Source organism: Streptomyces sp. NPDC006510 (assembly GCF_040611955.1).
Lineage (GTDB): Bacteria > Actinomycetota > Actinomycetes > Streptomycetales > Streptomycetaceae > Streptomyces.
On the sequence record NZ_JBEXPH010000023.1, the window covers coordinates 20,285 to 33,951 of the forward strand.

Annotated in this window: 10 protein-coding genes and 3 pseudogenes; 8 read left to right on the top strand and 5 right to left on the bottom strand. The window is 69.5% G+C overall.

Annotated features, from left to right (window positions below; translation table 11 throughout):
- Positions 1-580: 580 nt before the first annotated feature.
- A pseudogene (locus tag ABZY11_RS10540) lies at positions 581-777 on the bottom strand (AAA family ATPase); the annotation flags it as partial.
- Between the two features lie 1,082 nt (positions 778-1,859).
- Here ABZY11_RS10540 and ABZY11_RS10545 point away from each other — a divergent pair.
- Both ABZY11_RS10545 and ABZY11_RS10550 read left to right on the top strand, forming a co-directional pair.
- Positions 1,860-2,426: a class I SAM-dependent methyltransferase gene (locus tag ABZY11_RS10545; protein WP_356478804.1), complete on the top strand. Its 567-nt coding sequence runs from the start codon at positions 1,860-1,862 to the stop codon at positions 2,424-2,426.
- A gap of 385 nt (positions 2,427-2,811) precedes the next feature.
- A complete protein-coding gene (locus ABZY11_RS10550; RefSeq protein WP_356478764.1) occupies positions 2,812-3,573 on the top strand; it encodes a MerR family transcriptional regulator in 762 nt (253 codons plus the stop codon).
- 626 nt (positions 3,574-4,199) lie between these two features.
- Here the strand turns inward: ABZY11_RS10550 and ABZY11_RS10555 are convergent.
- Complete coding sequence (locus tag ABZY11_RS10555; RefSeq protein WP_356478765.1) at positions 4,200-4,607, bottom strand: RidA family protein; 408 nt, start codon at positions 4,605-4,607, stop codon at positions 4,200-4,202.
- A gap of 140 nt (positions 4,608-4,747) precedes the next feature.
- On the opposite strand from ABZY11_RS10555, the gene ABZY11_RS10560 reads away from it, so the two are divergent.
- Together ABZY11_RS10560 and ABZY11_RS10565 are read left to right on the top strand one after the other, a co-directional pair.
- Positions 4,748-5,134, top strand: a complete 387-nt coding sequence (locus ABZY11_RS10560; RefSeq protein ID WP_356478766.1) for a helix-turn-helix domain-containing protein — start codon at positions 4,748-4,750, stop codon at positions 5,132-5,134.
- Between the two features lie 716 nt (positions 5,135-5,850).
- Positions 5,851-6,399: pseudogene (locus tag ABZY11_RS10565) on the top strand (alcohol dehydrogenase catalytic domain-containing protein); the annotation flags it as partial.
- Positions 6,400-6,421: 22 nt separating this feature from the next.
- On the opposite strand, the pseudogene ABZY11_RS10570 reads toward ABZY11_RS10565, so the two are convergent.
- Positions 6,422-6,529: pseudogene (locus ABZY11_RS10570) on the bottom strand (hypothetical protein); the annotation flags it as partial.
- A 441-nt stretch (positions 6,530-6,970) separates the two neighbouring features.
- Positions 6,971-7,393 (bottom strand): DUF6223 family protein, encoded by a 423-nt coding sequence (locus tag ABZY11_RS10575; protein WP_356478767.1) that lies wholly within the window; start codon positions 7,391-7,393, stop codon positions 6,971-6,973.
- Between the two features lie 218 nt (positions 7,394-7,611).
- On the opposite strand from ABZY11_RS10575, the gene ABZY11_RS10580 reads away from it, so the two are divergent.
- Positions 7,612-8,739 carry a histidine kinase gene (locus ABZY11_RS10580; protein WP_356478768.1) on the top strand — a complete coding sequence of 376 codons (1,128 nt, stop codon included), beginning with the start codon at positions 7,612-7,614 and terminating at the stop codon, positions 8,737-8,739.
- The gene (locus ABZY11_RS10585; RefSeq protein ID WP_356478769.1) at positions 8,736-9,398 is read left to right on the top strand and encodes a response regulator transcription factor; all 663 of its coding nucleotides are present in this window, start codon (positions 8,736-8,738) and stop codon (positions 9,396-9,398) included. The genes ABZY11_RS10580 and ABZY11_RS10585 overlap by 4 nt, the downstream gene beginning before the upstream one ends.
- 772 nt (positions 9,399-10,170) lie before the next feature.
- On the opposite strand, the gene ABZY11_RS10590 is transcribed toward ABZY11_RS10585, so the two are convergent.
- Positions 10,171-10,731 carry an SMI1/KNR4 family protein gene (locus tag ABZY11_RS10590; protein ID WP_356478770.1) on the bottom strand — a complete coding sequence of 187 codons (561 nt, stop codon included), beginning with the start codon at positions 10,729-10,731 and terminating at the stop codon, positions 10,171-10,173.
- A 562-nt stretch (positions 10,732-11,293) separates the two neighbouring features.
- On the opposite strand from ABZY11_RS10590, the gene lysA reads away from it, so the two are divergent.
- Positions 11,294-12,643: a diaminopimelate decarboxylase gene (gene lysA / locus ABZY11_RS10595; protein WP_356478771.1), complete on the top strand. Its 1,350-nt coding sequence runs from the start codon at positions 11,294-11,296 to the stop codon at positions 12,641-12,643.
- Positions 12,644-12,652: 9 nt separating this feature from the next.
- The coding region (locus ABZY11_RS10600; protein ID WP_356478772.1) for a LysR family transcriptional regulator at positions 12,653-13,667 on the top strand (1,015 nt) is incomplete at its 3' end.

The following is a 13,667-nucleotide window of genomic DNA, read 5'->3' on the forward strand; positions in this document are numbered from 1 at the left end:
GGACGGACCCCATCTGCATGCAGGACGCGCAGCAGGACGCAGAGGAGGACGACGGCGGTGCGCACGGGCTCTTTCCTGAGTGAGTGCAGGCTCCCGGCCGGTGGCCGTGCTTGCGGCTGCCGCGCCGATCACCGGAAGAGAGAGTGGAGTGGGGCCACACGTCGTGTTCCCTGAGGCATCTTCCCGATCCTCTCTGGGAGCTTTGGCCGGGACATCCTGAATGTCGTGGGTTCGCCTCTCTCCTGGAGCGACTGCACTCCAGGTATCAGGGCCTTTGGTGCCCATGTCGCCGGTGAGGGTCTGTTGCTTGCCGTCGAGGTCCGTGTAGACGAACTTGAAGTTGTAGTCGCACGTTGCGGTCGTGCTGTTCTCGATCTGGAACTCAATGGACATCGTGGCGCCACCGTCCCCGCCGCCCGATCCCATTCCCTTGAGGTCGGCGCGAGCCGTCGCCTTCAGCACAGGCTGCGTTCTTCGTCGGGGCCTTCTCTTCCGAACACGCAGCCAGGAGTGCCAGCGGAAGCAATAGGACAACGGTCTTGTGTCTCAGCATGGACAGAAGTGCAGCCTCGCCAGTGTCAAGAGACTTCTCGCGAGAGGAGCCGGCTGCCTTGATCTGCCTCTGCGAGCAACGGCGAGCCCGGTCGTCGCACTCCGCCAGGCGATGGCGGCGAATTTGTTGCGGATCGACGGCAGCCGCAGCAGACGGAGGGCGATATCGATGGCCGTAATGGCGGCCTGCTGCTCGGTCGAGCCGTGCCGGTGGGGGAGGGGCACTGTGCTTCTGCCTCTCGGCGGTCATCGCCGCTGGCGCGACGGCGTCCGAGCAACTGGTCATAGGGCGTCACCGAGGGCCGCGGCCTGGTGCCCGGCAGAAGGCGGCTCAGCTTCCACCGTGCAGGAACGTCACGGTCGCCAACGTTTGCCTGGTGGCCGACGGCAGCGCGGGCGACGGCGGTTGGCTTGGGCCGGCCAGTTTTGCGGGCCTCCAGGGCGGCCGCGTCAGTGGTCAGGGCCCCGGCCCAACCGCGGACCGGGTGTTCTGTCGCGGGGCTGGACAGCCCAGGCAGTCGGCGCCGGCGGATCGAGGCCGGACCGCCACCGGGCAGGACGCCGCAGGCTCCCAGCCGAGCCGATTCCGCCGATCCGGTTCGTCGTTGCTGTGGCAGGCGATCTTCAGCCGGATGGCGTGCCGGTGCCATCATGACGCCATGTCTTCCTATGACTTACAGAGACTGGCCGACCGCGACGGCATCCGCGTCCACGATGCCAAGCGGGCCGATCCGGTACTGGGGGTGTGGAAGGTTCATCTGACCTACCCGTCCTCGGAGTTCGAGCGACTCGGGGCCGATCTCCGATATGCACTCCCGAGTGGCCCTGCATGACACCCCACCGGCCCGGCGCGGGAGACGTGTTGGAGGAATGGTTCGCCACCATCGCCGGTCGAGGGCCGGAGAACCCGCCGCCCGTGGTGGTGACCGCGCTGCAACAGGACATGCGGCGCCTGCTGGGGGACAAGTACGAGGAGTACAGACAGGCCTCCGGGCACGCGCCGGGCGGGTCAGGGAGCACGGCAGGATCGGGCAGCTGCCTGGTGGCCGTGCTCGGCTTGATCAGTGCCGCCTGCGCGGCCGTCTGGCTGCTCGTCCGACCCGGGGAGGTTTCGGTCACGATGGGGTCGCGTTCCCCGAAGTTGCGGACACCCGCGACCCGGACACCGTGCTCGACGCCCCCCCCCGCTGAGCCGAATGCCGGGCGCCCGCGCCCATGGCCACGAGCGGAACGCCGCCTTGCGGGTCGCAAGGGGTGTGGGCAAGAAGTCTCCCCACGCCGTGCTGGATGCAGGCGGGTCGGGTGCCATGGGCGGGGGCGCGGACCGGCTCGATACGTGTGGGGCCGTGGAGCGGGCGTGCCGGGAGTTGCCCGCCTCGATCTCGTCCGGGCCAGGCAGGCCCCCATGGCAGGAGCCCGGTCAAGGCGGTGCCCAGGACCACGGCGGCCCTTTTCCTGATGGTGCATGCCTGGAACTCGGGTCAGGAACTGGCCTGTTCACCCAGCTGCTCCGCAGCACTTTCCCCCATGTGATCAGCGTGGACCTCTCCGAGCAGATGCTGAGCCAAGCCGTCGGGCGCTCACCGGAGCGCGTGCGCGCCGACGCCACCGCCCTCCCGCCGGCCGATGCTCAGGTCTCGGCCGTCGCCGCGATCGACATGCTCCTGTATCCCGCCGCAACAGCCCGTGTACTGGCTCCCAACGGCGTGTTGTTGTGGATCAGCCGGCTCGGCGAGGACGGTCCACTGCACTGCCTGCGGCAGACGTCGTCGCCCTGCCCGGAGAATGGCATGCCGTCGCGACCAGCGCCGACTGGGGCAGCTGGGCCGTCCCACGCCGCGCTTACTGAACCTTGCTCAGCCGGCGAGCTTTAGGCTGCTGGGTCGCCGGCTTTGACCGGTTCTCTCCGTCCCTGCCCGGGTGCGGGTGAGGCGGTGGGAGTCGATGCCGGTCTCGATGATGGTGCCGTTGAACGTGCGGCGGTCGACAATGGCCGCGTGGCTGTGTTTGCGACAGAGGGCCGCGTTTCGACGGCGGTTGTGGAGGCACCGGGATGCCATGCCTGGAGCGAACTGTTGACGAGTCTCGACAGCAGTCGGCCTTCACCCGGGGCGGCCGTAGGCGCCGTCTGCAGGGTCGCAGAGCCGAACCCGGCTGAGCTCGGGGTTCCAGGGTTGAAGTTGTCGCTGCGGCAGCTTCTACCGTCCTGAACAGGGCCGGAGAGACCGGCCCGGTGACGCGATTGTGAGGGAGGCGGCGATGGACCGGCCTATCGCGGAGGTCGCCCGGATATCGGGCGTGACGGCCCGGACCCTGCGGCACTACGACGAGATCGGCCTGCTGCCGCCCGCCCGGATCGGGGCCAACGGCCACCGCTACTACGAGGAGCACCAGCTCTTGCTGCTCCAGCAGATCCTCGTACTGCGGGCGCTGGGCCTGGGGCTGCCGGAGATCGGCCGGATCCTGGCCGAGCAGGTCGACGAGGTGGAAGCGTTGCGCGGCCACCACCGGCGCCTTCTCGCCGAGAGGGACCGGCTCGAGGCCCTGGCCGGCACCGTCGCCCGCACGATCGCCGATCTGGAGCAGTCCAGGAAGGACGGCACAGCCATGACCGCTATCAATCGACCGGAGAACCTGTTCGAGGGCATCCAGCCCTCCCAGTACGAGGAGAGCCTGCATGCCTTCCCCGAGCATGCCGAGGAGGTCGCCCGCAGGGTCGCCACGATGACATCGGAGGACGTCGAGGCCGGGCAGCGCGAGCGCACGGCGCAGATGGTCCGGCTGGCGGAGCTGATGGCCGCCGGCCTCCTTGCCGACGCCGAGCCCGTGCAGGCCGAGATCGACGCCCAGTACCGGGCCCTGACCGAACTGCGGGCCGTCTCTGCCGAGGAGTACCGCGCCATCGGACGCTCGTGCGTGGACAACGACGCCTGGCGCGCCGCGTACGAAACGATCGCACCGGGCCTGGCCGCATACCAGCGGGACGCCATCGAGGCGTACGCCGCTACCCGGCTGAGCTGACCCGGCACCGGCTGCCCACGGGAACCAGCCCGCAAGAGCGGCCCCTGTCAGCCACACCGACAGGCTCACCTCGCCCGACCACGCTTGTGCCGGGCGAGGTGCTGCCCGTTCTCATGAACCTCGGACTCGGCCCGGAACGACTGCCTCCAGAAGAGCGGCTCCGCCTCACTTTCCGTGAAACGTGCACCGTGAGTAACGGTTGGTGGCCGCTCTGGCGGTCGTGCTCAGGGTTCGGGTCCGTGGAAGAGATGGTGCTCCGGCTGGAGGAGCTGCTGTTCCCGTCGATCGCGGATGTCGGGGTGCTGTCGGTCGACGTGAACGATGAGGAGGCACTGATAGAGGCCCGGTGCACGATGGCCGGGGCCGACTGCGTTGGGTGCAGGGGCTGGTCGGAGCGGGTTTGGTGCCGTCCATCACTGTGCGAGTGATCGCGAAGAACCCTGCGTCCACCACGTTGTCGGCCGACCCGCAGACGGTGGCAGAACAGCAGTACTCTGCGCACCATGCAGACTCCCGATCCGGCGGCCGGGTCGTGTCGCCCGGTGCTTGGGCCCGGTTCTCCACGGGATGGCGCTCAACTGCTCCCGGTCCGCCATGAACAGCGTGGTATCCAGGCCTGCATGTGCTCAGTCGATGACCGCAGTGGCTTCGACTTCGACCAGGTAGTCGGGGGAGGCCAGTGCCGCGACGCCGAGCAGCGTGCCCGGCGCGAGCGGTTTGACCCCCAGTTTCGCGGCAGCTCGGGATACCCCTTCCAGGAACAGGGGCATCTTGTCGGGAGTCCAGTCGACGACGTAGACGGTCAGCCTGGACACGTCCTGGAAGGAAGCGCCGACCCCGGCCAGGGCGGTGCCGATGTTGAGGTAGCTCTGCTCGACCTGAGCGGCGAGATCGCCTTCGCCCACCGTGGCTCCGTCGGCATCGAAGGCGACCTGCCCGGCGATGAAGACCAGCTTTGATCCGGTCGCGACCGACACCTGCCGATAGGCGTCGATCTCCGGCAGTCCTGCGGGGTTCACCAGGGTGACGGCCATGATGTCTGTCTCCTTTTGTGAGAGGGCCCGGGGCCCAGGGCGGGCGAGCCGAGACTCTTGGTCACTTGTGGTTACTCAGGAACTGTAGGAGAGTGCCTGCTGACGTGGAAGAACGCACTTTTTAGTAACTGGGGAACCTCATGGTGACCAAGAAGCAGTTCATGGGTTCGCCCGAGGAAGACGCGGACCTGACGCGCGCGGACTCCCTGGCGCGGGAGATCTTCTCGGACATCGCCAACAAGTGGGCGCTGCTGATCGTCGAGACCCTCGGCGAGAACACCCTGCGCTTCAGCGAGTTGCGCAACGGGATCGAGGGGATCAGCCACAAGATGCTCACCCAGAACCTGCGCATGCTGGAACGCAATGGCCTGGCCGACCGGACCGTGCACCCCACCGTGCCGCCGCGGGTCGAGTACACCCTTACCGAGTCGGGTCGAGCATTGAGAGCGACGGTCGATGGAATGTGCGCCTGGACCCATCAGTACCTCGGTCACATCGAGGCCGCCCGCCACCGCTTCGACGCATGACGCGGGCGATTGCGTCGCTGCCCTGAGGGCAACCGGGACGCCCAGTGTGGCCAACCCGTGCTGTGACCGGGGAGGTTCGCCGGGCTGCTGATCGAGTACGTGGAAACGAGCGGGATTGGGTGGGCGGAAGGCATCCGGTGCAGCGGCAGATGAACCCGGTGCATCAGGAAGGGGAAAAGTCATGCCGGACCAAGGGATTTCGCCGATACTCGTGCTGCGCGAGGTGCCGACCGGTACCTACATGACGAAGTCCCGGTTCCAGGGCCTCATACTGCCGCGCCAGCCGGGTGGGCCGGTGCGCGCCAGGGCGGAGGGCAGCGACGGTGTCGGCCGCGCTGGCTGGGACCGCGGGGGTGCTCGGCGGTGGCACCGGCTCCGAGGTGAGGTCACCGCCGAGCGTCCGCGCGGCCTGACAGACGGCACTGACATCGGTCGGGGGCGTTCCGGGGGTGGGGGAACACGTTCGCGGCACACCGGGCCCCCAGTCCTGCCCTGGTGCAGTCGCCCTTCGCGGTGAGCCGGTCCCGCCCGAGGAGGCGTGGCGCTTCCCCTCCGGCCGTGAAGGCGGCCGGTGAGGAGCCCACCCCCGGCTCGCGGGTGGCTCGCCGCCTGCGCCCGGCTCGGCCCTGCACCCGGAGCCGACGGCAGACCCCGACGGCGCACGCCTCAGCACGTAAGGAACTCCTATCCGCTTCGAGACGCTGGACGATCCGTAGATCCTCCGGCCGACCGACGCGATCACCCGGACGGCCGTCACCTGTGCGTGCGGTTCGGACCTGGGGCCTTACCGCGGTCTGGAGCCGATCGGTGACCCGCATCCGATGGGGCACGAGTACGTCGGCTTCGTGGAGGAGGTCGGCAGCGAGGTCACCTCGGTCAAGCCGGGGCAGTTCGTCGTCGGCTCGTTCGCCACCTCGGACAACACCTGCGTGAACTGCCGTAACGGCTTCCAGTCCGGCTGCCTGCACCGGGAGTTCATGAGTACTTGCCAGGCCGACTACGTGCGCATTCCCAACGCGCAGGGCACTCTGGTCGCCACCGACGAGACGCCCGACGAGCGGTTCTGGCCCGGTCTGCTGGCCGTCTCCGACGTGATGGGGACCGGCTGGTGGGCCGCCGACGCCGCCGAGGTCACGCCAGGCTCCACCGCTGTCGTCGCCGGTGACGGTGCCGTAGGGCTGCGCGGTGTCATCGCGGCCAAGGAGCTGGGCGCGGAGCGGACCATCGCCATGAGCCGCCACGAGTCCCGCCAGAAGCTCGCCCTGTGAGGCCGGGTATCTGTTCCAAGAAGGTCCGGCGGGGGCACATAGTGTTGCGGCACCGATACCACCGAACTCGTAACTGGAGCACGACTCTTCGTCCGGCGCTCGGTGCGTCAGCGGGAAACCGCAGGTAGGAGCTATGAACCCGGGTAGACCTGGCCCCGCACCCCGGGTAGGTGGCGCCGACCCGGGGTGCATTGCGCGTCAACGCGCACTATCTCGATATTCACGTCTGCCGACAGCACCGCGATGTCCGCGACCGACGGGAACAACAGCTCCTCCAAGCGGAGTGCAACCTCTTCCACGGCCCGGACTTTCAGCCCAACCGCCGGGGCGACGGCCGATTTTCGGGCGACTTCCGAAGCTGTCCCGAGACGCTCAGCTGTCACTCACAGTGGCCGCTGCACAGAAGTTGAGCCAGAACTCGTGAACGGACAGCACTTGTTCACCAGTTGGGGGGACAGCCTGCTTCCTTCGGCGAGTCTAAAAGTTCACGAGTTTCGACAGGGCAGGTACTCGGCGGCATCTGATTGGCCTTCAGGCGGACCCGAACGTGTGCCCGCATCCGTTGCGGTCAGCCGGTGCGGCGGGAGCGGGTCAGAGCCAGTCCGCCCAGGGCCGTGCCGATCAGCCCCACCAGCATGGCCACGTAGGCCCCGCCCAGACCGTTGCCGGTGCCGAGACCACCGTCGGCGGTGGCCGCGACCAGCCCGCCGAGGGCCATGCTGATCAGCCCCGCCGCCATGGCCACCATGGCGCCGAGCGATCCGTTGGCAGCGCCGAGACGACTGGCGGGGCGGGCCAGTGCCAGCCCGGCGATGACCACGCCGGTCAGCCCCAACAGGGCGCCCGTGCTGGCCCCGAGCCGCCCGAGGCTGAGGTCGTAGAAACTGGCGGCGACCGGCTGGACCGAGGCGTGTGCGGCCGCCGGTGCGGCAAGCCAGATGCCTCCGAGCATGGCGGCTGCGGCGGCGGCAAGCAGGCGACGAACAGACATGAGGTGCTCCTTCTCTTCCTGCGACTGGGTCTCGCCTGAGGATGTCTGCCGGACCCGTTCCCGGTCGTCTGGCGGACGCAGACACTCTGTACTGACGCCGGTGCCGCATCCAGCTGCCGCGGACGCCGCAGGAGGTGCGAAGGTACTGCGTGTGCGGTAGCCGGCCGCTGGTCCACGAGGGGGACGCGCCCGCGGCGGCAGCCAGCTAGGGTGCGCGTATGAGTGCAGGTGAGGCCGGTGTCCGGGCCCGCGTCGGAGACTGGGCCATCGCTGTCGGCGTAGCGGCGGTGCTGCTGGTTACCGGGCTGTCCGGGCAGCGTTCCGCCACTCACCTCGACCTGCTCGGGTACGCGCTGCTGACGGCCGGTGGGCTGGCGCTGGCCGCGCGCCGCCGGGCCCCGGTTCCCGTCCTGGCCGTCACCGGGCTGTGCGCGGTGGGGTGCCAGGCGGCCGGCTTCGACGTGCCTGCTGTCGCGTACTTGTTCGCGGTGTACGCGGCCGTACGGGCGGGACACCGAACCATCACGGTGGCGGCGAGCGTGGCCATGCTGGCCATGCTTCCGCTCGCGGCTCTGGCCTCGGGCCTGCACGACACGGGCGAGGCGTTCGCGCAGGCCCGAGGCGCCCTGGAACTGGCCTGGCTGATCGCGGCCGGCGCCGCGGGTGAAGCGCTGCGGCAGGCCGAGCGGCGGGCGGATGAGGCCGAGCGCACCCGGGAGGAGACCGCGCGGCGCCGCGCCGACGAGGAGCGGCTACGTATCGCGCGGGAGCTGCACGATTCGCTCACCCACCAGATCTCGGTCATCAAGGTGCAGGCCGAAGTCGCCGTCCATGTGGCCCGCAGACGTGGCGAACGGGTGCCGGAGGCCCTGCTGGCGATCCAGGAGGCCGGTCGAGAGGCGAGCAGGGAACTGCGCGCGACCCTGGAGGCGCTGCGCGACGACGACACGGTCCCGCCACATGGGCTCGGCGACGTCCCGGAACTGGTGGAACGAGCAAGTAGGGCCGGCCTGCAGGCGACGTTGACGATTGAGGGACAGCGGCACGACGTGCCGGCCGCAGTAGGCCGGACCGTCTACCGGATCGTTCAGGAGTCGCTCACCAACATCGCCCGTCACGCGGACGTCGGCACGGCGTCGGTCCGGATCGACTGCCGTCCGGATGCTCTCGCGATACGCATTGATGACGACGGCAAGGCCACGCCAGCCATCGCGCCGACGCCCGGCGTCGGGCTGCTCGGCATGCGCGAACGCGTCACCGCCCTCGGCGGCCGACTGTGCGCCGAACCGCGCGCCGAGGGCGGCTTCACCGTCCATGCCGAACTTCCTCTGGACCGAACCTCATGATCCGTGTCCTGCTGGTCGACGACCAGCCGCTCATCCGCAGCGGATTCCGCGCGCTCCTCGACCTTGAGGACGACATCGAGGTGGTGGCCGAGGCTGCCGACGGCAGCGAGGGCCTGGAGCTTGCCAAAGAGCACTTGCCCGACGTCGCGGTCATCGATATCCGGATGCCGGTCATCGACGGCATCGAGGCGACCCGGCGCATTGCCGCGGACCCGGCCCTGGCCGGGGTGCATGTCGTCATCCTGACCAACTACGGCTTGGACGAATATGTCTTCAACGCGCTGCGCGCCGGCGCTGCCGGATTCCTGGTCAAGGACATCGTGCCAGAAGACTTCCTGCATGCCGTACGCGTAGCCGCGCGCGGCGACGCACTGCTCGCCCCCTCGATTACCCGCAAGCTGATCAACCGGTACGTCACCCAGCCGCTCCCCACTGACTGCGGCACGAAGATGGAAGAGCTGACCAGCAGGGAACGCGAGGCCGTCGTGCTGGTCGCGCAGGGCCTGTCCAACGACGAGATCGCGGGCCGTATGGTGATCAGCCCGCTGACCGCGAAAACTCATATCAACCGGGCCATGGCCAAGCTCCACGCCCGTGACCGGGCCCAACTCGTTGTCCTCGCCTACGAATCCGGCCTGGTAGCCCCACGCAACTCTTGATATCGACGTCCGGGTACCTATGCTTGCCTGCTGTTGATCCTCAGACGCCGCAGCAGCGAGCCGGTGGCACCTGCGGGGACAACGGGCGGGACAACAGCCGGTCGGCCTGGTACTGCGGCAGCGGCAGGGCGGCCAGGGGGCAGCCGCAGCGGTGTGACCACCGCCGTACCCCCGACGTCCTGGAACTCCGCGCCCAGCGGAGGCGACCTGTAGAACAGCACCATCCCACTGGCTCGCAGCGCCACTTCGTCGCACCGCGGGAGGACGCGCAGCTGACCGCTCCGGATCGGCGCCAGCTGGTACGTCCCGGGGCGTCGTGCCGGATGTGCTTGGAGGTGCGGACGGCACCCAGGGGCGGGAAGGAGAAGGTCGCCAACTGCGCGGTACCCAGATCGGCACTCAGCGCCCGGGCGGGGAAGCCCCGCGCGTACGGGCGGGTGAGCGTGAAGGGCGCGATGCGCTCCCGCACCCGGTCGACGTACCCAGCCGAACCGGTCGTGCCCGAACAGCTGACCAGCTACCGGGCCCGTACCACCATCGTGGCCCAACTCCTCAACGCGCGTTCCTCAGCGAAGATGAACGGAAAGAAGCCCTCGAAGGCCACTGGGACGCAGTCATCGCTCTCACAGAACGACCTGCAGACACACCCACTCCCGCTGGACCCACCCTCAGGGCGCTGGAGCTGGGCACTCCATCGGGCGTCGTTCCCCTGACCGAGTGAAGAAGTCAATACCCGCGGGAGAGAGCGGCGTCGATTCCCACACCCAACGCATCACGCAGCGTCGAACCACGGCTTACCGGCGGCCCAATGCCGGACCCATCCGGCGAACCCCGGCTCGCCAGTGGTGAACCCGAACCCCGCTCCGAACGGAACGGCGCCCTCGCCGCTGATGTTCCAGATGTGGCCTCGATGGGGTCCGGTCACGACGAGGTGCCAGTACATTCCGCAGCCGTCAGTACCGAGCACGATCGACCCGTGGTCGAAGACCTGCTCCAGGATGGGATCGATCTCCTCAGACGGTCTGGCGTCTTCGTCCCATATCCAACTCTCAGTCAGAGGGAAGGGCTTACTCAAGTCGCGCGCCGGCCTGCCGGCTCCCCAGTCATCGGGCAGCTCAGCCAGCGATACAAGGCCGTAATCCGGAGGCCCGGAGTAACACCCATCGGTTACCTCCGCGACGAACGTCCGGTATGGCTCAGGCAGGACGATGCCGTGCTCCGCCTCGAAGGCGTGCACCGCGTCCCAGCCCAGCGCCGATTCACCACCGTCGTCCACGTCGAGGGCCGCGCGAAGCGCGGCAAGGTCATCAAGGTCGGCGTGATCAGTATCCATGCCGCCCATGGATACCACCCAGCTGTGACAGCGACCCCTGCGCCTGGACTCGACAGCAGAGCAGTGCCCCCCGCTGTCCCAGGGACGATCCGTCGGCGTATCCGCGCTCGCCGCACTGCGCCACGTCGTCGACAACAGCTGACAGACCGTGCGCAGGTTCTTCGCACCCTGCCAACCGGGCCGCAGCCGCCGACTTCTCAGTCGCTTGCCTCGGTTTCTGCCGCGACCTCGTCCGCGCCATCCTCAGCAGGATCGCCCCCATCATCCGCTGACCGGAAGCACGATGTCGGATCCGGGCACGGCCATGCGGAGACCGGACCGCAGCCCCGACGGAACCGCCGCAGGCCCGTCGGCCGCAGGACGGCTGCTTCTGCGCCGGAACGCAACGATGGGAAGCCGGCCAGGACCGGCTCGCTCCCGCTTGCAGCGCCGGCCTTCGGCCGGAGCGATCCGCACCGAGCGAGCATCGAAAGTCATGAGGCTCAGCCATAGAAGAATGCGCTTTTATGACCCCCTGCTCAGGCCGCAGGATGGCTGCGAGCCGGCTTCCGGGGAGGAACGCATGACGTCAGCCATCGAAACGGGCCTGCTGCCCGGTACATCCGAAGTCCGTCCGGAAGGGCTGGCCGTCGGTGGCGTCCTGCTCACCGAACTGGCGCGACGTTTCGGAACACCGCTCTTCGTGTACGACGAGGAGCATCTGCGCCGGCGCTGCCAGGAGGCGGTTGCCGCCTTCGGCCGGGACCACGTCGCCTACGCCTCCAAGGCTTTCCTGTGCACGGCCATGGCCCGACTGGCCCATGAAGAGGGGCTGTTGCTCGATGTCGCCTCCGGCGGCGAGCTGCGGGTCGCGCTGCACGCCGGGGTGCCGGCCGGGCGGATCGTCCTGCACGGCAACAACAAGGACGAGGCGGAACTGCGCACGGCCATGTCCGCCCAGGTGCGGCACGTGGTGGTCGACAGCTTCGACGAGATGGACCGCATCGAGCGCCTGCATGCCGAGGAACACCTGCCGCCCGCCCGGATCCAGCTGCGGGTGGCACCCGGAGTGGCCGCCGGCGCGCACGAGGCGATCCGGACCGGTGGCAACGATTCGAAGTTCGGCTTCGGCCTCGCCGGCGGAACCGCCGCGGCCGCCGTGCGCCGGGCTGCCGGCTCCCCGGCGATGATCCTGGAAGGCGTCCACGCGCATGTGGGATCGCAGGTGCTGGACACAGCGGAGCTCGCGGCCGGCGCCGCGGCCGTCGCCCGGTTCGCCGCCGACACACGGATGCACCGGCTCACGGTCGGCGGCGGCCTCGGCGTCGCGTACGAGGCGGGACAGACCGCGCCGTCGTTCGCCCAGTGGGCGGCCGGGGTGCGCACCGCCGTGCGCGATGCGGGCTGGGGCTCCTCGGTGACCGTGGAGCCCGGCCGGTCCATCGCCGCCCGCGCCGGGCTGACCCTCTACCGGGTGGGCACGATCAAGCGGATCGAGGGCGTGCGGACGTACGTCGGCGTGGACGGCGGGATGAGCGACAACCTGCGCCCGGCCCTGTACGGCAGCCGCTACGAGGTGTTCCTGCCGCGCAGCCCGCGCGCCCCCCGGCCCATGCGGGCACGGCTGGTCGGCAAGCACTGCGAGAGCGGCGACGTGATCGTCGACGAGGCCGCGCTGCCCGCCGACGTCGCGGTGGACGATCTCCTGGCCACGCCGGTCACCGGCGCCTACGGATACGCCATGGCCTCCAACTACAACAAGCTGCCGCGCCCCGCCGTCGTCTTCGTACGCGACGGCCGCGCCCGCACCGTGGTGCGCCGGGAGACCGAGGAGGACCTGCTGCGCCTGGACGTGGACGAGCCCGCCGGGCTCCCGGCGGCGGAGGCGGTACGGTCCGGTGCCGGAGCTGCGCAGTGCGTCGGCACGGCCTAACCTGACCCGATGCTGAACAGTGCCCGACTGCTCGTCCTGCTGGAGATATCCCGTACCGGCACCATCGTGGCCGCGGCCCAGGCGCTGCATCTGAGCCCGTCCGCGATCTCGCATCAACTCGCCCGGCTGGAGCAGGAGCTCGGCGTGGCGTTGGTGGAACGTCAGCCGCAGAGCCTGCGGCTGACCGCGGCCGGGGTGCGACTGGCCGAGCACGCGCAGGCGGTCGCCGATCTGATGGCCGTCGCACAGGACGACCTGCGGGCGCACTCCGAGGGCGAGGCCGGTGTCCTGCGGCTGGGCTTCTTCGCGTCCTCGGGCCTGGAGCTGCTGCCCCGGGCCCTGTCGGGCTTCGCGGCGAATCGGCCCCAGGTCGAGCTGGAACTGATCCTCGGGCAGCCGCACGAGCTGGTGCCCGACCTGGAGGCGGGCCGGCTGGACGCCGCCGTCGTCTTCGAGCATCCGCTGGACCCCTGGTGCCGGCAGGCGGCCGTGGACGTGGAGATGTTCTTCGACGAGCCGCAGCTGGTGGTCCTTCCCCTGCGGCACCGCCTCGGGCGGCACGCCACGGTCCGGCTCGCCGCCCTGGAGGGGGAGAGCTGGATCGGTACGCACGGCGGTCACACCGGCGAACCGGTCCTGGAACGCGCGTGCGCGGCCGAGGGTTTCCGGCCCCGGGTCCGTTGCCGCAGCGATCACTACCAGGTCACGATCAATCTGGCTCGCGCGGGCATGGGCATCGCACTCGTCCCGGCCCTCGGACTCGGCGACACCACCGGCGTGCACGTCTGCCGACTGGACCACCCTCGACTGCACCGGCGCATCGGGGTCGCCACCCGGTCCACCAACCGCAACCCGCTGCTGCGGATCTTCCTCGCGGAACTGCGGTCGGCCGCCGAGGAGATCCGGTCGCTGCTGGAGGTGCAGTGGTGGGGGGCGGGCGGGGGGGGGCGGGCGCGGGGGGTGGGGAACAGATGGGTGGTCGCCCCGCCCCCCGCGTTAGGGGTGGGTGTGGGGGGGGGGGGCC

Excerpts from the sequence above, each read along its gene's own strand:
- ABZY11_RS10575 (WP_356478767.1), bottom strand. The coding sequence starts at position 7,393 with ATGTCTGTTCGTCGCCTGCTTGCCGCCGCCGCAGCCGCCATGCTCGGA.
- ABZY11_RS10545 (WP_356478804.1), top strand. The coding sequence starts at position 1,860 with ATGGGCGGGGGCGCGGACCGGCTCGATACGTGTGGGGCCGTGGAGCGG.
- ABZY11_RS10555 (WP_356478765.1), bottom strand. The coding sequence starts at position 4,607 with ATGGCCGTCACCCTGGTGAACCCCGCAGGACTGCCGGAGATCGACGCC.
- lysA (WP_356478771.1), top strand. The coding sequence starts at position 11,294 with ATGACGTCAGCCATCGAAACGGGCCTGCTGCCCGGTACATCCGAAGTC.
- ABZY11_RS10550 (WP_356478764.1), top strand. The coding sequence starts at position 2,812 with ATGGACCGGCCTATCGCGGAGGTCGCCCGGATATCGGGCGTGACGGCC.
- ABZY11_RS10585 (WP_356478769.1), top strand. The coding sequence starts at position 8,736 with ATGATCCGTGTCCTGCTGGTCGACGACCAGCCGCTCATCCGCAGCGGA.
- ABZY11_RS10560 (WP_356478766.1), top strand. The coding sequence starts at position 4,748 with ATGGTGACCAAGAAGCAGTTCATGGGTTCGCCCGAGGAAGACGCGGAC.
- ABZY11_RS10580 (WP_356478768.1), top strand. The coding sequence starts at position 7,612 with ATGAGTGCAGGTGAGGCCGGTGTCCGGGCCCGCGTCGGAGACTGGGCC.
- ABZY11_RS10590 (WP_356478770.1), bottom strand. The coding sequence starts at position 10,731 with ATGGATACTGATCACGCCGACCTTGATGACCTTGCCGCGCTTCGCGCG.